At 59.7% G+C, this 22,088-nt stretch carries 14 protein-coding genes and 1 pseudogene; 8 read left to right on the forward strand and 7 right to left on the reverse strand.

Annotated elements, in window-relative coordinates; genetic code table 11:
* Positions 1-4: 4 nt before the first annotated feature.
* From GBO37_RS10740 to GBO37_RS10750, 3 genes are all read left to right on the forward strand, one after another.
* Positions 5-628 carry an ABC-type transport auxiliary lipoprotein family protein gene (locus GBO37_RS10740; RefSeq protein ID WP_252928932.1) on the forward strand — a complete coding sequence of 208 codons (624 nt, stop codon included), beginning with the start codon at positions 5-7 and terminating at the stop codon, positions 626-628.
* 46 nt (positions 629-674) lie between these two features.
* The gene (locus GBO37_RS10745; protein WP_252928934.1) at positions 675-1,439 is read left to right on the forward strand and encodes an SDR family NAD(P)-dependent oxidoreductase; all 765 of its coding nucleotides are present in this window, start codon (positions 675-677) and stop codon (positions 1,437-1,439) included.
* Between the two features lie 174 nt (positions 1,440-1,613).
* Entirely contained in the window at positions 1,614-3,461 is a 1,848-nt protein-coding gene (locus GBO37_RS10750; RefSeq protein ID WP_252928936.1) for a heavy metal translocating P-type ATPase, read from the forward strand.
* 248 nt (positions 3,462-3,709) lie between these two features.
* On the opposite strand, the gene GBO37_RS10755 is transcribed toward GBO37_RS10750, so the two are convergent.
* Entirely contained in the window at positions 3,710-4,921 is a 1,212-nt protein-coding gene (locus GBO37_RS10755; RefSeq protein ID WP_252928938.1) for a helix-turn-helix domain-containing protein, read from the reverse strand.
* A gap of 274 nt (positions 4,922-5,195) precedes the next feature.
* Between GBO37_RS10755 and GBO37_RS10760 the strand changes: the two genes are divergently transcribed.
* Positions 5,196-6,113 carry a recombinase family protein gene (locus GBO37_RS10760; RefSeq protein ID WP_252928941.1) on the forward strand — a complete coding sequence of 306 codons (918 nt, stop codon included), beginning with the start codon at positions 5,196-5,198 and terminating at the stop codon, positions 6,111-6,113.
* A 406-nt stretch (positions 6,114-6,519) separates the two neighbouring features.
* On the opposite strand, the gene GBO37_RS10765 is transcribed toward GBO37_RS10760, so the two are convergent.
* From GBO37_RS10765 to GBO37_RS10775, 3 genes are all read right to left on the reverse strand, one after another.
* Complete coding sequence (locus GBO37_RS10765) at positions 6,520-6,834, reverse strand: hypothetical protein (RefSeq protein ID WP_252928943.1); 315 nt, start codon at positions 6,832-6,834, stop codon at positions 6,520-6,522.
* Complete coding sequence (locus tag GBO37_RS10770) at positions 6,827-7,441, reverse strand: ParA family protein (protein WP_256480610.1); 615 nt, start codon at positions 7,439-7,441, stop codon at positions 6,827-6,829. The genes GBO37_RS10765 and GBO37_RS10770 overlap by 8 nt, the downstream gene beginning before the upstream one ends.
* A 359-nt stretch (positions 7,442-7,800) precedes the next feature.
* Positions 7,801-8,616, reverse strand: coding sequence for a replication initiation protein (locus GBO37_RS10775; protein WP_252928945.1), 816 nt, complete (start codon positions 8,614-8,616; stop codon positions 7,801-7,803).
* Positions 8,617-9,264: 648 nt separating this feature from the next.
* Between GBO37_RS10775 and GBO37_RS10780 the strand changes: the two genes are divergently transcribed.
* Entirely contained in the window at positions 9,265-10,590 is a 1,326-nt protein-coding gene (locus GBO37_RS10780; RefSeq protein WP_252928947.1) for a serine hydrolase, read from the forward strand.
* A gap of 922 nt (positions 10,591-11,512) precedes the next feature.
* A complete protein-coding gene (locus tag GBO37_RS10785; protein ID WP_252928949.1) occupies positions 11,513-14,056 on the forward strand; it encodes a calcium-binding protein in 2,544 nt (847 codons plus the stop codon).
* Positions 14,057-14,707: 651 nt separating this feature from the next.
* On the opposite strand, the gene GBO37_RS10790 is transcribed toward GBO37_RS10785, so the two are convergent.
* The gene (locus tag GBO37_RS10790) at positions 14,708-15,295 is read right to left on the reverse strand and encodes a hypothetical protein (protein WP_252928951.1); all 588 of its coding nucleotides are present in this window, start codon (positions 15,293-15,295) and stop codon (positions 14,708-14,710) included.
* Between the two features lie 1,585 nt (positions 15,296-16,880).
* Here GBO37_RS10790 and GBO37_RS10795 point away from each other — a divergent pair.
* Positions 16,881-17,171: a hypothetical protein gene (locus GBO37_RS10795; RefSeq protein ID WP_252928954.1), complete on the forward strand. Its 291-nt coding sequence runs from the start codon at positions 16,881-16,883 to the stop codon at positions 17,169-17,171.
* A gap of 890 nt (positions 17,172-18,061) precedes the next feature.
* Here the strand turns inward: GBO37_RS10795 and GBO37_RS10800 are convergent.
* Positions 18,062-19,060: an NUMOD3 domain-containing DNA-binding protein gene (locus GBO37_RS10800; RefSeq protein ID WP_252928956.1), complete on the reverse strand. Its 999-nt coding sequence runs from the start codon at positions 19,058-19,060 to the stop codon at positions 18,062-18,064.
* A gap of 281 nt (positions 19,061-19,341) precedes the next feature.
* Between GBO37_RS10800 and GBO37_RS10805 the strand changes: the two genes are divergently transcribed.
* Positions 19,342-20,175 (forward strand): hypothetical protein, encoded by an 834-nt coding sequence (locus GBO37_RS10805; RefSeq protein WP_252928958.1) that lies wholly within the window; start codon positions 19,342-19,344, stop codon positions 20,173-20,175.
* A gap of 733 nt (positions 20,176-20,908) precedes the next feature.
* Here GBO37_RS10805 and GBO37_RS10810 read toward each other — a convergent pair.
* A pseudogene (locus GBO37_RS10810) lies at positions 20,909-21,316 on the reverse strand (transposase); the annotation flags it as partial.
* Between the last annotated feature and the right edge of the window lie 772 nt (positions 21,317-22,088).

The following is a 22,088-nucleotide window of genomic DNA, read 5'->3' on the forward strand; positions in this document are numbered from 1 at the left end:
CCCCATGCGCCTGCCGACCGCCCTTTTGATCGCCGCCACGGCCACCCTGCCCGGCTGCGGCGCGCTATCCGCGCTGCAGGGCGAACCAGAGCGCGACCTGTTCGAGCTGCGCGCCCCGGCAGCGCTGTCCTGCCCGCGGTCCCGCATTGGCGAATTGGTGATCGAACCGCCCAAGGCGCGCGGGACGCTGGACAGCAACCGCATTATGATCCGCCCTTCGGCCCTGCAGACGCAGTACCTGCCGGATGCCGAATGGGGGGACACGGTGCCCGCCATGCTGCAACGCCTGCTGGTCGAAAGCCTGAGCGCGACCGGCAGCTTTGATCAGGTCGGTCGCGCGCCCCTGGGCCTGTCGGGCGACGTCGCGATGATCAGCGAAGTTCAGGATTTCAACGTCGATATGTCCGCCGACGGCACGCTGATCCGCCTTGGAGTCGGGGCGCAGCTGGTCGATGAGATGGAGGCGAAGGTCATCGCTCGTGGCCGCTTTGCGGCGACCGTGCCAGCCGCCGGCACCCGCACCGCGGACCTGATCCCGGCCTTTGACGCCGCCACGCGTCATCTGATCGGCCAGATGACCGCATGGACGCTGGACGCTGCTGGTGTGGATCCCGGCGCATGCCGCTAGGCGCCCTACCGACACCTACCCCACATCCTGCAACAGGAGATGCGACATGACCGATGTTCGGTTCGATTTCACGGGAAAGACTGCACTGGTCACGGGTGCCGGGTCCGGCATCGGCCGCGCCATCGCGCAGGAGCTGGGCGCATCGGGCGCAACCGTCGTCGTCAGCGACCTTGACGACGACGCATGCCGGACGGTCGTCGACACGATCACCACCGCGGGCGGGACGGCATGGCCCTGCGCCGCCGATGTCGCCGACGAGGACGCAATGAAAGCGCTGGTTGATTTTGCCCGGACCCGCGGCGGCGGCCTGCACATGGCTGTCAACAATGCCGGCATCGGCGGCCCAGACCTGCCCACGGGCGCGTATCCGTCGGACGCCTGGCGGCGGGTGATCGACGTCAACCTGAACGGCGTCTTTCATGGGATGCGCTGGCAGATCGCGGCGATGCTACAAACCGGGGGCGGGTCGATCGTGAACATGTCCTCGATCCTGGGCGCGGTCGGGTTCGCGCATGCGGCCCCCTATGTCGCCGCCAAGCACGCATTGTTGGGCCTGACCCGGACCGCGGCGATCGAATATGCCGCGCAGGGCGTGCGGATCAACGCGGTGGGCCCTGCATTCATCGACACGCCGCTGCTGACGGCGAACCTGACCCCCGACGTGCTGGCCGCGCTGGCAGCCCGGCACCCCATCGGCCGCATCGGCACCCCCGAAGAGGTGTCCGCGCTGGTCTGTTTCCTGCTGTCGCGCCGGGCGTCCTTCATCACCGGCAGCTATCACCTGGTCGATGGCGGCTATACCGCCGTCTGATCTAATCCATCATTGCGCATGATGGCCCTGTCGTAGGCCATCCGGGCATTCCCGGTCACCCATGGGATACCAGTCTTAGTCCAGCGAGAAAGGTGCCGTCATGTCATGTGATTCCTGCAGGCGACCCGACCGAATGCGTGTTGGCCGCGGCACGGCGATGCAGAGATGCTGATCATGGCCCAGGATCGTCTGAAAACCGCCCTGTTGGCCATTGCCGCGCTTGGCCTGACGGCCGGCCTGGCCCTGTGGGCGGCGGGGCGGGCCGATCTGGCGACAATGGCCTGGTCGGTGGGCGTCATTCCCGTGCTGGCAGCCCTTGTGGCCGAAATCATCGGCAGCCTTGCGCGACAAGAGGTCGGCCTGGATATCGTGGCCGCGCTGTCGATGTCGGCGGCGCTGGTCTTTGGCGAAACGCTGGCGGCAGCAGTGGTCGCGCTGATGTATTCGGGCGGGACGTTTCTGGAAAGCTTTGCCCAGGGCCGCGCCCAACACGAAATGTCGGCGCTGCTGTCGCGCGTGGCCCGCACCGCCACACTCTACCGCAACAGCCGGTTGACCCAAGTGCCGCTGGACGACATCGCCCCGGGCGACCTGCTGCTGATCAAGCAGGGCGAGGTCGCGCCCGTGGACGGCACCCTGGCATCAGGCAATGCCATGCTGGACCAGTCCGCGTTGACGGGTGAATCCCTGCCCGTCCGCCTGTCTCAGGGTGCCGATGTCATGAGCGGCGCGACCAACGCGGGCGAGGCGTTCGATCTGCGTGCGACCCGCCGCGCGGCCGACAGCACCTATGCCGGGATTGTGCGGCTGGTTCGCGCGGCGCAGAATTCGCGCGCGCCGATGGCGCGGCTGGCGGACCGGTATTCCCTGTTGTTTCTGGGTTTGACGGTCGCTTTGGCGACGGCCGCGTGGTGGTTCACCGGCGATCCGATCCGCGCGGTGGCCGTCCTGGTCGTCGCCACCCCCTGCCCGCTGATCCTGGCGGTGCCGGTGGCGCTGGTGGCGGGGTTGTCACGCGCGGCGCGCTTTGGCGTGCTGATCAAGGGCGCGAAACCGCTGGAGGCGATGGCCCGAATCAGGACGCTGATCGTGGACAAGACCGGCACCCTGACCGATGGGCGGCCCAGGATCGTTGCGGTCCATGCGACGGGCGAGATGCCCGAGGACCGGGTCCTTTATTTTGCGGCCGCGCTGGATCAGTTTTCCCAGCATCCGGTTGCCCAGGCCGTGGTGGCCGCCGCCCGTGCCAAGGGGGCCACGCTGCCCGTCCCGACCGACGTGGTCGAAACCCCGGGCGAGGGCGTGACCGGCACCGTTGATGGCCGCGCCGTGGTGGTCGGCGGCACGGGCTACGTGGCCGCGCGGTCGGGATCTGCGGCTTGGGACATGGCGGCGCAGGAACCCGGCGCGGTGCTGGTCGCGGTGGCGGTGGACGGGCAACCGGCCGGCTGGCTGGTCATGTCCGACAGCCTGCGGGCGGGCATCGGCGACCTGCTAGCGGGCCTGCGCGAACAGGGCATCGCACGCATCGTGCTGGCCACGGGGGACCGGCACGCTGTGGCGATGGCCGTCAGCCGCGGCCTGTCGCTGGAGGCGGTCCATGCCGATCTGACGCCCGATCAGAAGGTGCTGCTGGTGCTGTCTGAACGCTTGAACGGGCCGGTGATGATGGTGGGCGACGGCGTGAATGACGCGCCCGCGCTGGCGGCCGCCGATGTCGGCGTGGCGATGGGCGCGCGCGGCGCCGCCGCCAGCGCCGAGGCGGCGGATGTCGTCCTGCTGGTCGACCATCTGGACCGGCTGCTGCCGGGCCTTATGGTGGCACGCGGCGCGCGCCGCATCGCGCTGGAAAGCGTCGTGGCCGGGATCGGCCTGTCGGTCATGGGCATGATCGCGGCGGCGCTTGGATATCTGACCCCCGTGCAAGGCGCGCTGCTACAGGAGGCAATCGATATTGCCGTCATTCTGAACGCGCTGCGGGCGCTGACGCTTAATGCAGGAAAATTCGCCGGAGCGAACTAGGGTCGTCGAGGACTGAATAACCCGATGTTTTGTGGGCACTTTCATTGCTCGGTGTTTGATTCCGCGGTTTGATGGCGCGATCCTTATCCTAGCAATTGAAGAATACCCTATGAGACGAGCTCGTCACTGAAGCGCGACGACCACGCATGCTGAGGCAGAGGTACTATGTGCCCAGATGGTTTCGAGAAAGAAAAGTGCTGGCCTAACCCCAACTTTACCTAACACCTAGGCGCTTCGGTCCCAACTGCTCACTCATCTTTCCGCTCCCGACCCCCCGCCCGACGCACGACATCATTGACCCCCGACATCGCGGCATCGAGATCCGCCATGATCCGGTCCAGTTGGCCCTCGTCGCGCCCTCCCTTTATCCGCTCCAAGGCACCGGTCGGCTTTATGCGTTCGCTCGGGTCCTCGCGGCCGGCAAGCGCACCGCGACGAACCGCCCCTGCCCCTCCCGCATGTCCCATCCGCGAGGCCAGGGAGGGCAGCGCCCAGAACCGGGAGGTGCTGCGGGCGGTGAGGTTGCTGAGGCAGCCGGCATCGACGAGCTCGGCGATCAGCGACAGGGCCGTCCGGCGCGTCACCCCCAGTTGATCCATGACCATCGCCGAGCTGATCACCGGCTGCGCCTTCAGATAGGTGATCAAGTCGCCAAGGCGCGACCGCCCGTGTGCAGACGACGTCATGGCCGTGAGACGCGTCAGCTCATGGCGCAGGGTCCCCAGATGACCGAGATCATGTGAGAGGCTCCGCGTGGCGGCATCCAGGAACGAGGCCAACCCGGTCATCGGCGACCAGACCCGGAAGCCGGTGCGGGTCAGCGACACGGATGGCGGCACGATCCACCCGGCAACAGCCGGCATCAGCAGGCCCCCTGCCCTCTCGTCCAGCTCATCGCGGCCGACCCTTCGATCAGGAGACAGCCCCTGCACGTGCCGCGCGGCACCCTCCACGGCCATGAAGACCAGCCGCTCGGCCACCGGGCTGCTGCGCCGGGAGCGGAAGGCATAGCTGGCCGCCGCGCGCCATCCCGCCAGGATCGGAACGTGGGACCAAGCGCGAGCGGCCTCCACGACCAGGGGCAGCTCCGCATCCTCGAGACGATCGCCCTCATCGCGTGTCTGACCGATGGGCGCGGCGGCCACTTCGATCCGGCGCAGAGCCGCGACCGGCGCGCCGAACGGATCCCCGGGCCGCCGGATGACGGTCAGGACCTTCAGGGCCATCTCGGCCGCCCGGGCATCCTCGTCCATCGCGGTGCCACTGGTGAGACGCAGCACCATCCCCTGTGTCGAGATCCGTTCACCTTCAAGGCCGACCGAGGCGGCAGCCTCCAAAAGGCTCGTCTCCATCCGCCACAGTGCAGCCAAGGCGGGGTCAGCCAAGAGAATGCCCTCGACCCTCGCAGCCTGGGTCTCGGCACTCAAAAGCAGCGATCCGACATCCATCTGATAATCCATGATTATGATACCAACAGTTTAGCATATTTCCAGCATTCTACAGTTGCCTAGTACTTTCAGAAATGGGCCGAAGTCACTGCCATCCCGCCACTCAGGCAGATGAAATCCCGAAGGCGTTGGAATACGGCCTAGAGAGCGCAGGAAGGCGCCCATTTCCGTCCCGTGCTGGGCGCAGAGGATCTGCGCAACCGTACGGCAGACGCAGACATCGGCGTTGCACCTGTTTGCAAACGGTCATTTATTGGCGTCTTCAAATATTGGAAGATGGTCTCACATGCCGCTGATTGGCTATGCCCGCGTCTCTACGGATGATCAGACACTGCTGCCGCAGGCCCAGGCCTTGAAAGCCGCAGGCTGCTCAGTCATTCGCGAGGAGCACGGCTCCGGAGGCAATCGCGCCCGCCCCGTCCTGACGAGCGTCCTGGACGGTATCCGCAAGGGAGACACACTGGTCGTCGTTCGGATCGACCGACTGGCCCGGTCCCTCTCGCATCTGCTGGAGATCATCGAGCAACTCGAAGCAAAGGGCGCATTCTTTCGTTCGATCGAGGATCCGATCGATACGGCATCGCCCCAGGGAAAGTTCACGCTTCAGGTGCTGGGGGCTGCGGCAGAGTTCGAGCGGGCCTTGATCCGCGAGCGCACGAAGGCGGGACTGGCCAGCGCACGTCTTGAAGGGCGGATCGGTGGAAATCCCGGGCTGCGTGCCCGAAACCCTGACGCGCTGCGCAAGGTACGCCTGGCGCGGCATGACGGCTACATGGAACGCGTTGCCCAGACCGCAGGGGACTGGGTTCCCCATGTACGCAGGATGCGCCCACACATGGCCTGGGAGGATATCCTGCGGATCATCAATGCATCCCTGCCCCAGAACCGACAATGGACACAGCCGCGGCTCCTGAGGGCTGTGCGGGCCTATGTTCGGGACGGCTTCCTGCCCGAGGAGGTCCTCGGGCGTGCCGCCCGACGCGTAGGCGACGACCGTCTGCCGGCGATCGTGGCTGCGATAAAGGGGGCGGACCCGCACATGACCCTGCAGGCCATCTGCGATCGCCTGGAGGCGATGCGCGAGCGCACCCCCCGCGGGCGGACGACGTGGCAACCCTCATCGGTCAAGATGCTGCTGGCACAGGCTGAGAAGTTGGGGATACTGTCGCTACCAGCTCAGGACATACTTCCACGCGAAGTATGAGGTCTTGGCTAGTTCCGCACGTGCTGTAAGCTCATATTGTGTGATTGCGACAACATTAGCCTACCAGACGACGCCCCCTGCCCCACCGGATCAAGACCGTCGACGCAGCGAGCCCTACTAGGGCGGCTGCAGTTGGCCCTCCAAGGCATGGCAGGCCACGCAACGAAACTATCGGGGGCGCGGTATGGGTATAGGCCGCGAACCAAGGTGCAGGTGGAGCGGGAACATGCGGTAGTGGGGGATCTGCCGCTGTTTGGCGGACATCTGTTGTTTATGGATTGCAACCCAACCCCTGCAGATATGATTGACAGGTCCCTAACGGACCTCATCATCTGTGCTTGCCTCATTAACACGGTTTCGGAATTTACCGCTCTCTTAATTTTCAAAAATTCAGCGCTGAAAATTTTTAAAGCTTGTCGCCTTTCACTAGATCGCGGATGTGCTTCTCTAGATAGTCCTGCATCGAGACCCCGCGACGCAGCAACCAGATCTTGAACAGCGCGTGCGTCTCCGGATCGAGACCAAAGCTTGGCCGAGCTTCCGTCGCGGTACGAGGCTTCGGCGGGCGCCCTCGGCGCGCCGGCGCAGCCTTCTCGAGCGGTTTAGGTTCGCGTTTAGGTGTCTCCCCTGCCCCGCGCTGCTCAACGCCCTCGATCGGCGCTGGCTCGTCTGCTCCAGGATCGACCATGCCATCGAATGAAAAACCGCCTTTCTTAGCCATTGAGCAGCCCCTGTACGTAAGCCCACAAGTTGCGCGCTTCCTGCGCCGCCTTGGCATCCCCCGCTTCGGTGACCCCCTGCCCCGTCGCAGCGGTCTCAGCATAGATTACGCGCATAGCAGAATTCACCGGCGCGACCTTTCCATATTGCGCCAGCACGCGCCCAGCCTCGTCCGTAACCTTCGCCCGCGGCGTCTGAGAGAGGACAAAGGCGAAGTCCGACCCTGCGGCCTTGGCGGCCTTCAGCGTGGCACCTACAGCCCGTAGATCATGAGGCGAGGGACGGACGGGGATCAGTACCAAGTCAGCAGCTGCCATGACGCTTTCTAGCCATTCCGGGGCAGCTGGTGGCGTGTCGACTACGAGCAGGTCGAAGTGCTTCGCCAAAGCAGGTAGCGCCGCTTTCACTTTTTCAGGCGCCGGGTCGCTATTAGGCATGCTGGGCCATTCGCCGTCCCTGCCCTCCCACCATCCGCGCAGGCTGCGCTGCGGGTCGAGATCGATCATCGCAACCTTCATTCCATCCTGTGATGCGGCGACAGCCATATTGATGGCCGTTGTGGTTTTCCCAGCCCCGCCTTTCTGCGAAGCGATAACGATCGTTTTCATTGTCAAATTAACCCACTTTCTACGGTTTCAATTTTCAGCGCGGAAAATTTTAATAGCGACCAATTCCCCGCTTGCCCACGCGACCAACTAAGACCAACTAAGACCAACTAAGACCAACTAAGACCAACTAAGACCAACTAAGACCAACTAAGACTAACTAAGACTAACTAAGACCATACCAGATAAGGCCCTCAATTTACAAAGCCTCCGAGCGATAACTTTTCCAATTTTAAAATTCATAGCGCTGTAAATTTACCGCGCTATGAATTTGCTGCGTAAAAACGTGTACGCACGCCGGCGCGTCTAATTTTTCAAGCGTCAACGTGCAGAATTTACCGCTCTGAAAATTTATCGAGCCTTTACTCTAACAAGCCGGGAATTGAGAGCTGTCCATTCTTCTGCGAAGGGGCAGGACCTCCATGAAGCTCAGTATAAGCTAGCTTTTGTGCCTCCGGGCTCTTGATGGCCCATGCAATTTTGATCGCTCCTACTTTGCGGCCGACCTTTACCGGCTCGAACGCTGCATGGAATTCTGCTAGCCGATTCACCTCTTCAAAAGCAGGCCGAATGGCGAACTTTAGTAGGTTGGAATAGGTGCCCAGCTTGCCAGCTTCGACACCCAGCATTGAACGGAATTGGTCAATGTCGAACGTCTCGGAACGAATGTACGACAGCCGCGCACGCTTAGCGACGATCTCATAAAGGGCGAGGGCATACTTGCTGGACACCGCATGGATCACGTCGAGCTGCAGCTTGGCGAAGATCTGGCTGTCGCGCAGCAGCTCGACCAGAACCGGGTCGAACTCGTAGGTGAGATAGCCGCGGTCGTTCTTGCGATCAGCGATGGTAGTACGGCCGAGCAGGGGCACTAGCTCGACCCTGTCAGGGGAACGAATGGTGACGATAGTCCGCATAAGTGACTTGATCGCCTGCGCCAGGCGCTCGTTGCCTGCGTGTGAGAACTTGAGCGCACTCAGGGGAATGGTGAAGCGCTGATGGGGGATCGCCATGTCCGGTCCATGAGCATTGTGGAGCAACAGATTGAAAGCACGGCGGGCATTCAGCGTCAGCTTCTCGGCGCCATCGACCTCTACCAGTTCGGCAGGCTTGAGCATTTCTCCACCGAAGGGCCGTAATGCAAGCGTTGAAACCGTAGTTTTCGGGTCGTTTTCCATGCCAAACCGTAGCTGTGCTTCCTGTCTTTAACTACGGCTGAACGTTAAGGGTCAAACGAAAGCGGCAAAGCCGTAGTTTTTGGGTCGCTTAGAAGGGCAGGAGGCTTAAAATGCTAGCTTTGGCGCGAAACGACCCAAAAACTACGGCATTTCGACCCAATTTCTACGGCTTCGGGGATCTGAACGACCCCATTTCTACGGGATTTGCACCCAATAGCTACGGGTCGTTGATGTATTTTGGCCTCTTATCAATGCTTTAGATGCCAAAGAAGAAGAAGAAAGAGAAGAAGAGAAGATTACCCAAATGGGAGACAGCTTGCATGTCCCCAAACGCGAAAAGAACCACCGCACCTTATGAGCCGAAGAACGGTGATGACAGATGCTAGTGAGAAGGGCAGGGGGCTTTCAGCGATCGTCAGACCAGCCAATCTGGGCACAGCACGGCATCGACCGTCTCCTGCAGCTTCATCCGCCATGTCCTCGAACTGTGCCCCCAGGCCAATGCCTGCGAACCTCCTCCTGATTGACCGCTTCAGCTGCCGCCGCTAGCCTGATCCAAGGCGCGGAGGAGGCGCCTGGCTGCGGCGCTCATCGCCGCGGCTACGCAATTCGGGGCGGATGCACGGCACCGAACGGGGAGGAAACCGCATGAAGCTGATGATGGGTCTGGCGATCTGGAGTGCTGCGGCACTCTCGGCTGCAGGAGCATGGGCACAAGCCCTTCCAACCGCCGAGCCGGACATGGTAGGTATGTCTTCCGAGCGCCTCGACCGCATCGGTACAGCGTTCGAGGCCGAAGTTGGCCGCGGCGAATTGCCCGGTGCGGTGATCATGGTCGCCCGCGACGGACAGCTTGTCTACTCGGCAGCCGTCGGCGAACTCGCACCTGAGGCCGATACAGCAATGGTCGATGACGCGATCTTCCGGATCTACTCGATGACCAAACCGCTGACGTCCGTCGCTGCCCTGATCCTCATGGAGGAAGGCAAGCTGCAGCTCTCCGATCCGGTGCACAAGTTCCTGCCTGAGTTCGAAGGGCTGGAGGTCAGTGCCGGTGACGATGCGGGGCAGGGGGCCGAGCCCACCGACCGCCCGATGACGGTTCAGGACCTGCTGCGCCACACGTCGGGCCTCGCCTACGGCGAACTGACCCAGAACGAAGCGGTCAAAGCTGCCTATGCCGAAGCGGGTGCCTTCAATCCAGATGGCATGGCCTTCGACGCACGGGGACTATCCGGCGACGAGCAGGTGGCGGGCTTGGGCCGTGCGCCCCTCGCGCGGCAGCCCGGGACTCAGTGGGAGTACAGCCTTTCGACGGACGTGCTGGGTCGGGTCGTCGAAAAGGTCTCTGGCCAGCGGCTTGGCGATTTCCTCGAGGAGCGCGTCTTCGGTCCTCTCCAAATGGAAGACAGCGGCTTCCACGTGCCCGAGAACGCCGCGACGCGGCTTGCCGAACCCTTTGCTACCGATCCGGGAAGCCAAGAGCCCTTGCCGATGATCGACGTGAGCCAGCGGCCCGCCAATGACTCCGGTGGCGCAGGAGCCGTCTCTTCTGCCGGCGACTACCTTCGCTTTGCACAGATGCTCGCCAATGACGGTGAACTTGACGGCGTGCGGATCCTGAGCCCCACCACGGTGCGCCTCATGGCCTCAGACCACCTCGGCGAGATCGATCCGGGCGCAGGTCCGGGCCAGCTTCTACTAGGATCGCCCGGCTACACGTTCGGCCTTGGCGTCATGGTGCGCGAAGACGACGGCATCGCCAGCGTCCCCGGCGCGCAAGGCCAATTCATGTGGGCAGGCTACGGGGGGACCTATTTCTGGGTCGACCCAGAATACGATCTCGTAACCGTGTTTATGTCCCAACGCGCGGGCCCTAGCAGGGCATACTATCGCCGTCACGTGATGCAGCTCGTCTACCAGGCGATCACGGGTGAAGCGCCGAATGAAAGTCAGGAGGCCGCTCTCCAATAAGCGGTAATGATTGTTCAGACCTTTTGACATGGCACAGAAAGCTCGATGGGTCGGGGTCCATCAAAAACTCCGACCATCGTTGGCGCCTTGTTTGGAGTCGGGGACAAAAAACCGCAGCTCCAACAGTTGCGGGAGGAGGCACTGCCGCAAGTCGTTATCGGTGAGCAGCTCACGGGCTCTGTTCGGAACACGCATGCGGTTCATCGGCATCAACGCACTTTGGGCCGTGCGGATTTGATCAGCGCCGCGAGCATGATTATGCTTGCGGCACCGATGCCACAAGAACTCTAGAAGCGGAGATTGGCAGCCTGGACGCCTGGATGGTCCGGAACTGGTGGGCCGTTGCCAACCAGCAGTATGGCGGGGACCTCTACGGACTGAAAAAGATTGTGGCCCGTACGGCACAACGCGGTCTCTGGGGGAGCGACTTCGTGATGCCGTGGGTCAGGCGCAAGGGGGGGAGGTAGGCCTTGCCGGTCTCTCCATCTCTATATCCTCCCGTCGCGACCCGCCCAGCCCGCTACGCCCAAGTCGGAATGGCACAAAAATCAAGGTGCCTTTTGATAACCTTCCTTTGGATCTGTCATGGCAACAGATCCTTTCTGCGAAACTCCGTTAGGCCCTTCACCAGCATGTCGTAAGAGCGAGCTGCGGCCGTTTCAGCAGTTCTGTCAGCTCACCGCTTGAAGCCGAAGAAGTCACCAACCCTCTGCGTCACGCCCGAGGGTTTTCGACAGAACCGTCCATGGCAGCTGCTTTGCCTGTTGAATTTGCCGAGTTGAACCAAATGTCCGCAGCCAGTGCACAAGCCACATAAACCACGTTTGTAATAAATCGGAGTGGGCACCTGTAAAAAGCGCTACATTTTCAGCTTGAAGAAGCAGATCATGTCCCGTCGCTCATATGCCATCAAGGTAATCGCATGAGAATCATTTCTGAAACAGCCTCTGAAGATTTGTCTGGAGGCACGTTGTTCCCAAACCTTTACCCGCAATACGGAGATTTCGATACCATCCGCTCAAGTGGTGAGTATTTGGTGTCCTCCTTGACCCTGGGCACGATGACTGAAGCATTTCTTCAAGTTTCTGAGGAAGAGAGCCAAGACGTCGACTCCTTTGTGATGCAACTTGATGCCGGCGATACTTATCAGGTCGTATTCTCGTCTGCAGAAACCGAGCAATTTCTCAGCAATCGTGGAATGACGGTGTTCGGAACGGACGGACGCTTTGTAGACCTGATCCTCAACGACTATGGCAACACGTTCAGTCCTTCCGGAACTCTGACGTCCTTGACGTTTACTCCCGAGAAGAGTGGCGAATATCTGTTGTTTTCAAGCTTCAGTAATTGGGGTGGGCCCGTAACGGCATCATATGGACTGACACTGGAGAAAGTTGACGATGTAACGCCTTGGGACATATCGCTCAGCCGAGACGGCATGGGCGCCAAGGCTGTCATCGCGTCGGGTGATGAGATGATCCGAGCCGGGACAGCGGTCACCATCTCCCTGACATTCGATACTTCTAACATAACATTCGATGACGTCAGGATGCTGGTTTCGGGCAGTATGTCGACATCCATATCGTCGAGCAACAATGTAACGACCCTTTCAATCACACTGGCCGCCTCGCAGGCAGTCACCCTGCAGGAACTGGTCGAGGTCAGTTTCTACGGGACCGGCAACGCTGGTACCCTTGAGGTTTCCCACGGGTCCGTTCGCGTCGGCGGTACATCTGCCATCGTCGATATAGGAGATCCTATCTCCACGCCCGGCAACATGGTTTTGTCTGGAACTGCCGGCAGTGACCTTCTGACTGGCGATATCGGCAATGACAGGCTCTCGGGCCTGGCTGGCGACGACACCATTGTTGGAAACGCTGGCGACGACGTGCTTGATGGCGGTGCCGGGGCTGATGAGCTGATCGGTGGTGCCGGCAACGACACCTACATCGTCGACAACGTCGGCGACAAAGTGATCGAGGCCCCAGGGAATGGTACAGATACAGCACGTGTGTCGACATCTCAGGCGCTGACGAGCAATGTCGAAAATCTGGTCCTGACAGGCAGCTCAAACATTAACGGCACCGGCAACGCGCTCGCCAACCGCTTGACCGGGAACACTGGCAACAATGTCCTCGACGGCAGAATTGGGGCGGACACAATGGAGGGCGGTGTAGGCAACGACACCTACATCGTCGACAACGGGGGCGACCGGGTGATTGAGGCTGCAGGCGGCGGTACGGACACGGTATATGCCTCAGTGTCCTACACCTTGGCTGATCATGTCGAGTACTTGGTTCTGACAGGAACTGGGCAGCTGAACGGCACCGGCAACGCGCTAAACAACCGACTGACCGGTAACGCCGGCAACAACGTCCTGAATGGCGGCCTCGGCGCTGACATGCTGGAAGGCGGTGCAGGTAATGACACCTACATCGTCGACAAGGTAGGCGACCGGGTGATTGAGAACGTAGGCAGCGGTACGGACACGGTGCGTGCGTCGGTGTCTTACACGCTGGCCGCCAATGTGGAAGATCTGGTCCTGACAGGCAGCGCAAACGTCAACGGCATTGGCAATGTGCTGAACAACCGCCTGACTGGGAACGCCGGCAACAATGTCCTCAACGGCGGCCTTGGCGCGGACATGCTGGAAGGCGGTACTGGCAACGACACCTACATCGTCGACAACATCAGCGACCGGGTGATCGAGAACGTAGGCAGCGGCACAGACACGGTGCGTGCGTCGGTGTCTCACACGCTGGCAGCCAATGTGGAGAACTTGGTCCTGACCGGGGGTGTTCATCTCAACGGCACCGGGAACGCAATCGCCAACCGCTTGGCCGGGAACGCCGGCAACAACGTCCTCAGTGGCAATCAGGGTGCCGACACCCTGATTGGGAACGCCGGCAACGACAGCCTTTTCGGTGGTGACGGAAACGACAGGCTTCTGGGCGGGTTCGGTTTTGACCGCTTGTTTGGAGGCACAGGGAACGACTTTCTTGACGGGGGCCTCGGCGGCGACCGACTGGAAGCTGGTGCCGGCAATGACACACTTGCAGGCGGCGCCGGCAACGATGCGCTCTTTGGTGGGTTGGGCAACGACAGGCTGGTCGGCGGCTCAGGCAAGGATCAGTTGACCGGAGGCATGGGCGCAGATCAGTTCGTGTTCACCAATCAACTCGACTCCGGTGCAGGGGCGGCCGGACGGGATGTCATCACCGATTTTAATCGGGTTCAGGGAGACAGGATCAATCTGGCTGCGATAGACGCGAACTTACCCCTGGCAGGCAACCAGGCGTTCGAGTTCGTGGGTACTGACGGCTTCTCAGGGTCTGCAGGCGAAGTGCGCTACCAGCACGGCAACGGAACAACGTTGATCTCTGCCGACCTTGATGGTGATCGACGGGCAGATTTTTCAATCGAGCTGTCTCGTCAGGTTACCCTGCACGAGAACGACTTCTTCCTATGATCCTGGTGTTCCTCCGTGCGTGATACCTTGTGCTCATGCACGGAGGAACACTTGCCGTGTAGCAAGAAAAAGCGATTTTAAAACATTATGAAACTCAACGGCACCTGGCATCTCTGTCTTAAAATCTGCCAGTCACCACCTTGGCTACAATAGCTGAATTCGGTCGTTGCTCAATGTGGTTCTACGCGCCATGTCAGATCTACCGCCCCATTTGTAAGAACTTGCCTGCAAGCTGGCCGGGTCATAGCACTAGACCTAGGAGACTCACGACAGGGCGGTTTCTAAAAGCCATCGCGCCTCGTATCAGCTGCCCTGAGGATCGATCGCTTTCACCGTATTGGCGGTGGCGGCATGGCTGTCGATAGCCGCCTTGCGGCGAGAGGCGTATGCCAGCGATTTCGACCAAATGACGGCTGCCATGACGCGCTGATGAGTCTCAGCTCTTCTGTTGGTGCCTGCGTGAGCTGATCAGCGGGCGAGCAGGTGAAAGTTTGTATATCAACTGGGAGCTTATGACGGCACGGGTCCTCTCAGTCTGCCTAGCGAGGGGGCCGATTGCGTTACACCATAGGAATCAAAACAAACTTGTAAAGCAGGTGCAGGGCTATTGCGCGCCCTGCCCATATTATACACCCTCTTTATAGTTAAAACCTATTTTATGGGTAACAATCCCGGTCTGCGATACTCCTTGAGACCCACTACCAGCATGTCATGCGGGCACTCTTCGAGCATAGTGTTATTGATAACCTCCTCCCAACTGGTCAAGGTGTACTTGGCGAGGGCTTGGTCGATGACCCAGTTGACGTCAGACTGCGTCCAGTTGGCTTCCAGAGCCGCCAGGAATGCCTCCTCATGTGGGAACGGGACAGGGTCAGGTTCCCCATGCACCAGCCAGTGCATCGGGTTGCAGCAAAGCGTGTTGCCGCAGTGGTTGCGCATCGTGAACTCGTAGAAGGGCTTCTTCAGGAGCATGAAGATGTAGCGATGCACGAGCAGCCGCTTCCCCTCGACGATGATCAGACCGTAAGGGGTTTCGGGGACCAGGTCCTTGTAGGGACGCTTGTTGTGGTCACGGACGATTTTGGCTCGCAGGCGAGACTTGCTGATCGTCTTGCGGCCCGTCCAGGGCATGCACTCGGCCGGCAGATCTTCCATTTTCCGCTTCCCAAGAACGATCTCCTCAAGCACGGGGGTTCCGGTCTTCTTTGCCAGCCGTCGGGCATACTGTTCGAGTTTCATGCGTCGATCCTCCAAGCCAGCCCGCGCTGCGCCATGCTAGTTTTGCAGATACTCATGATCAGCAATTGAGGAAATATAGTTTTGTATTTGAACATGGCTCTCATCTTTCTTGATGAGGCTATGCATAAACTAGTTTGAAAGAGAAGACTTTCCAAGTTCGCGAACTATAGGACAACTTCCAGAAGTTGGACCTATCAAATGACTTCCATGACAAACTTGGTCTCTCAGGCCATAGCGATGACGGTCAAGAAAGCACCGCCGCTTAAATTATCGGAAGCGTAAAAAAACTTTTTCTTGGTCATTGGTGCTCTTCTGCCGACAAGAGAACGGGTTATCTCCAGCCTGAACATTGGTCAGCGCTACCACTACCTGACTTCGCGAAGTTTAAATTTGCATATATTTAGCAAGTACTTGAACGTTGGGTAAGATGTAGAGACAATGCTCGGAATAGTGTTTGACCCCCAGGACGCTATAAAAAGAAGCAGAGGAAAAACTTTTCCAAATTATAAATATATAAAATTAACTTCTGGAACTTCAATTTTCTAAAGTCTAAACTATTCTTTCTTTTCCTTGACTTCTTTTAGAGAAAAAAAGAGTTCTCAAGTTCTAGAAGTTAGCTTCGGGGTCGCCGACAGCGATACCCCTGGCCGAACCCGAACCTATTTTAGATTCAGTCCCCAGTCCCTGGGTATCTTAGATCTGGATCTGGTCAAGGGGCTGATTTGGGAAACTGGTTCTCAGAACCAGATGCCGATACATGCCCAGATGCAGGTTCCTGAGAGGATGGAGACGGGGAGCCAGTTGCAGATCATGGTTTCAGTCCTTGCATAGGGCCGCTGAGGGCCTGTTACTGTTTCAGGTAGGGGGCAATCCAAATTGCGGCTTCACGCGGTTCTGGAGCTTCTATCACCGCTCTACGGGCATCCCCGCGCGAAAAAAGAGATGGGCCCCCCGTAGGGGGGCCCGATCAGGCCGCGTCGTCCAGTTTCTGGTCCATCTTCCCGTCGATCAGTTCCTGCGCCCGGTTCTGGATCGCTTTTAGATCCGCAAGGTTCATGTCCGCCATTTAGACCAGAACCAGATCCAGAACCGAATTCTGGAGCACTTGATTCAGCGTGTCAGGACTAGCTCCAGGTTTCGCTTCGCGGCCAGAATAATCGTGTGTCATCGCGAGGACGGTATCTTCCTTGGTTGTCTGCAGGTCGAGTTGGCTTACTCGCACGCAATGCGGTTAGGTGAATGCGCTTCCGGGAGGATAATTCATACAGCCACTGGTAGTGATCTGCCCCAAGAGGTTATCAGGAGGCTACAGGAGGTCCCAAACAGGTGCGGCGGCGTGTGGGGTAGCGGCCAGTGCAAGTGGCCGCGGGTGGGTCTTGCTATGGCTCTGGGGGAGCCTCTGGTAAGGTAGCATGCTTTCCTCATCGTGTGCCCCGCTGTTCTCTCACGCGGATGTTCCTTTCGAGACTGGTGACCTGTCAATCTGCGAACCGTGCAACAATTCCTTGGCGACAATTTCTCGACGCATGTTCCTGATGCAGTCATAGTGTCACTCCAAGAGGGTTCGTCACGAGGATCTGGAGCCATGACCAATCAAAGATCTGCAGCGCGGGACACCCAACCGTCTGATGAAAACGATCATCGACTTGCCGACCTTGAGACACGGCTAGCCGATATCCATGCCCTGGTCGCCGAAACGCACAAGCTAACCGCGGCTACGCATCGCCAGGTGACAACAAGGCCTATCGGGTTTCCCCACAGAGCCAAGTCTCCGGAAGACGGATGGCGCTTCTGGCTGACGTCCCTCCTTTTTCCGATGCTTTTGGCCATCGTTCTGATTGGGGGGACGGCCTATATCGTAAAGACGTTTTCCTGAAAGACGAGTCCTCTGCTTGTTGAAGACCACGTTCCTGGATCACCCATTGCAAGATCCAGTGTGCCTCCAAAGGCCGCGACGGCAGGGTAAACAACTTAGGAGAAAGACGCTTTTTGCAGCCTACTTTGCGCTTTTGTGCGCGTTGGCAACACTTGTGGTCTGGTTGGACGACAGCAGCGTGAGCGATCCGACGTAACCCTTATGGGCTGTGGGAAGAGCGCCGGAAGAACGATTGTCATGGCGATGCATATGTCTCCCATGACAGGGCTAGTGGGGAGACTTGGCTTTAGAAGGGGCTATCCGAGGCTTACCGTTCGTCCAGACAGCGCATGAACGCGTCGAACATGTCAGCCGCCGCATCACGTATAATGCACGGGCTGGCATGCCTCACGCTGGTAAAAATCGGAATTTTTTGCGCACGCAGATCATAGGACGGTTCGACAGGGGAGGTGGGACCCTTTTTTTACGCATTGGGCCATGGGACTTTTGACGGATCGCCTGACGGCTCCCAGAAAATTTCTGATTTCCAGGCGCACCAAAGTGCACCGCGCCGATCCATTCAGGGTCGGGTCTTCTCCCGCTCTGGGACCTCCAGGCGACTGGCGGTCGTGTTTCCGGGTCTTCGAAACGGGTTCGCGCCCCTATCGTTGCCGCAATGTTCAAAAGGAAGCGCCTTACCTGCCGAAGCCCCTAGCACGGTGGGGTGCCGGCAAGCGGTTCAAGCCGCCGCAACTGTCAGAGCGGCGGTGATGACCTGTTCCGGCAAAGAGGCAGAAGCGGAAACGCCGCTCTTTTCCGCACAGTTTGCTTCCTAAAGGATTCTGATAAAGAACCACACCGTGATACTTTGTCTGCCAAAAAAGTTTTGCGATCTGCGCGGTGGCGCTACCTCAGGTCGTGCTCCATCCGCCCTTGCGTCGCAGGTACGGAAACCCGTGCTTCGGACCCCAGTCAGACACCGTCATGTAGATCGTAGTTGCACCGACATCAAAGGCCGAGGCCAGGGCAGCGATCACCTCGCCACCGTTGTAGCGCGCAATGATTGTCATGCGGTCCTTGTCGGTCAACTTCGCACGATGGTCAGACGCGGCTACGACGCGCAGGAACGGGTAGCCGTTGAGCGGCCCCCAGTGCAGCACCACTGCCCGGACACCGGTCAGTCCCAGAGAAACGCCCTTGGCGATTGCATTGTAGCTCTCACCGGCCGCGCGGCGCCGGCAGATTTCGGCCCGCTGATGATCTGTCACCTTGGACGCCCGTGCCTTCTCACCCTTGAAGCCCCCCGCGGCTTTTTTTGCTGCCTGCGCTGCACGTCGGGCCTGCCGCTCGTCTTCGTAGCGGCGCAATGTTTCCCTGCGCTGCCCGGCAAACAGTGCGACCCGTGTAGCCGACAGCTTCGCGCGGGCTTCGCGCGACATCTTCTTCCCTTTATGGGCCCGGGAGATGGCCGCACGTGCTTCGGGGGACTTGATGTGCCCATAGGCGGGATGCGCCTTGCCGAACTTGCCCCAGCCCGGGTTTCCTTTGCCGGACGACCGAAGACTGATGCCGGCGATCTGCTGGGGTGACAACTTGCGCCCGGCCCCGCCATCGCCGCCCGGCGTCATGTTGTAGCCGATGGAGCGGTCCCGGTAGCTTCCGGTCTGGGCGATCCATGCCCGCTCGAGTGCTTGCAACTCCGTGTCATTCTCCCCCTGGTCGATGATCTTCCAGTCGAAGGCGCTCCAGCCATGCTTGCGGATCGAGGCATAGAAATAACTGTCGCTGCCGTAGAGATCGCGGCGCATCGCCCGTTGGCGGTGGCGGGCCTTTGCATGGTAGAGGTGCCGGACGGTCTTACCGATGTAGATCTTTCCGGTTATCCGGTTCGTGGCACGGTAGATGATCATCGACGAACCACGGGGGACGGACTTCTCTTGCAGGATGACTCTTTCCAGGCCGTCAGACGGCCGGCAGTCGCCACGACCGTTCGGCGCAGGCTCATCACGATGGCGCGCATGAGCTTCGGTTGCGTGATGCGGGCGATCCGATTCAGAATGACCCATTTGGATACCAGTATCATCGCACGGGGCAGGGGTGTCGGAATGCGCTTCCGGCTCGTCTTCAGGTCTGTTGGTCATACGGCCTCTCGAAGGGACATGAAAGAAGAAACTTTCAAAATGAAAGATTATTGGCCGTGGTGAGGAAGAGGAACCTGTCCTTTGGTTGGGTGGAGGCGGCAATCCGGTATGGCGGGGTCTTCGGTGCGGCCGAGAAACTCGTCTATCGGGAGATCTTCGGCCTGTCGGAGCCGACCGTCTCCCGGCATCAGGCGGAGTTCGAGATGCTGTTCGAGCAGGCCTGCGGACCGGTCTTCCTGCGCGACGAAGAGGGTCGGGTGCAGGGCGGCAGGCTGACGCTGGACGAGAACGCCACGCTGCCAGAGGCGCCGGTCTTCTCTTCCATACCGCGTCTGGAGCGGTGGTTGGACGACATGCTGGGCAGCAGGGGGTACGTCGAGGCGGATCTCCGGCAGCCAGATCCGAACCTTGCCGTCGTGCGGACGGTGGTCCGTGCGATCCGCACCGAAACGCCCCTTCTCGTCACTGTAGATGGCGGGGGACGAGAGCAAGGTCGCCTGGTCTCGCCTCACGCCATCTTCCGCATCAAGGGACGGTTCCTCATGCGGGGATACGAACACCTGACGATGCAGTACCAGGACACTGCACTGGCGCGGATCACCCGGGTCGTCCTTGCGCCCGGGACCGAACCTTACAGGGATGCTCGGCTTGACGAGGCATGGAAGCGGTTCAGCACCGTGGTGACCCGGAGGCGCGATGCCGGGCCGGACGATGAAGCGTGTGCGTTCAGCGACAAAGAGGACGAAGACGAAGGCTACGGCGAGATCCAGGTCCGGGAGGCATTCCTTCCTTACCTCCGCGATGAGGTCGTCGGGAGCTATCTGGACCCCGACCCGGTCAGCAAAGAGGATCCAGGTCGGAAGTCCAAGCCCGGGCGGTCCTGACCCAAGGACATGGGAACCTCCGCATGCAGGAGACGCAATTTTCCTGACCGCCTTATGTTCAGCCTGCGTTCGGAATGAAGGTCCGGAACATGCCCCAGACGGTCACAAAGTGCATGCTGTTGCAGTACTTGAACGACATGGAGAGTGCTTTGATAGGCCGGGAGCCGCAAAGGCGGCGACGGCGTCAGAGACACGAGAACTGAACGAAGAGATAGCGTCAGTCCTCTGCGCTCGCCTCGGCGACGACCGAACAGTCTTCCGCAGATAGAAGACTAGCCGAAAAGCATGCTACGCCACCGCCCCAGGGGCCTTGGCCAGCAAAGACGGCAGCCACCGGGCTGACAAAGCACCAGGATACGATGACTAAAAGGATCTGCTTTAGGCATCCATTTCGTCTAGGCGGGAAAGACGTTCACATCTAAGACGTGTATCAAAAGTCATGCGGTTTAAGACATGTCGCAAAAGGGCGTTCTACGACGCCTTTGCAGCACGCTGGACGATATTGCACCAACGATCGTTTTTGAACATGAGGCGAGGACGGACATGGAACCAAATGAGAACGGTGAAGCTGATCCGGGTCTTCTGACGGTGATTTCAAGCGAGATAAAGACGAAGAGGGTTTTTAACCAATTGGACAGTCCTAATGGTCAAATTAACGTTTTAGCTTGACTTTAAGAGAAGCCGATTTGGTAAGCGGCATCGAAAACTAGCAGCAATGCTGACGGGCAGGGAACTAGTGCATGTGCAATCTACAGCGCGACAATGCCTCAGGACCCCGCATCTGATTGAGCATGTCCTTGCGGGACAGGCGTAGCTGATAGCGGACCGACAAAAGCGACCGGACATACTGGGTATGGGGACTACGGACATTGGCCTCCTTGAACCAGCCGATCCGCCTAAGTTCTGCCAGCCCTTGCGCGTCGTTCTTGTCCGTCTTGTTCTTGCGCATGGATAGCGCACGGTTCGCATGCCTTGCGTCCATGCAAATGATCGGCAATCCCCGTGCCCGCAACGCACGCCACAACCACAGCGTCGTCGAACCCGTTTCCATGCCAACGCGCAGGCAGTTGGGTGCCTTCTCCTGAATGATGCAAGTCAAGGCATCGGGATCCGACGCCACAGCACCCTGAAACAAGCGCTTTCCATCATTCCTTGTGCATCACCAACCATGCGATTGAGGATGCCGAACCTTGATAGCCGCTGCGCTAAGCGTTCCTGAGCTGCAGCCCTTGGACACGCAGGCACACAAGGTGCTTTGCAGGTATGGATGTTGAGCGGGATCTTCAGATCACGCGTGCAGGTATGGCTCTGCAGCTGGCTTGTATCCGACTACGAACTGCAATAGCGGGTGTTAAGTCATTCCCAGAAGGAAAGATCATGGCGTCAGGCTCACAAATGAGAGCAAAGCTTTGGGTGGCGATGCTCACAGTCTCTCTCCTCGGGGGATGTTCCTCGATGCTGACTGATGCCCTTGGGGGCACGCAGGAACTTCCGGAGGAGGTGATCGCATTGGCCGCTCCAAACCAGAATATTGCGACAGCACGTCTCCAACCAGACGATAATTGCTACTGGTATGAGCACGTAGGTCCGGTCGAAACGACACTTTTGCCGCTTGCATCAAAGCAAGGTGGCCCCATCTGCCTCGCAGACGGATGAGAATATCCTTTAACCGGAACAATTCATGAAGCCGTCGTTTCGCACCGTATTGGCATGACGTCGCCCATTCTGGTTTGACCCGCACAACGGACTTTGACGCCCGGTTTTTTGTCCCTGGCGTTGATGTGAGTAAGGTTGTGCGGGTTGATGTTTCCGGGTGAGCGGGGCGCTTGGCGTCAGGCGGGACACGGTGGTTCGAGGGCGCGGAATAGCAGAGTGAGAAGCTTCCTGCGCGGACAGCAGGTCGGAAGCGTGAT

The sequence above is a fragment of the Paracoccus sp. 08 genome (assembly GCF_024105395.1).
GTDB classification, from domain to species: domain Bacteria; phylum Pseudomonadota; class Alphaproteobacteria; order Rhodobacterales; family Rhodobacteraceae; genus Paracoccus; species Paracoccus marcusii.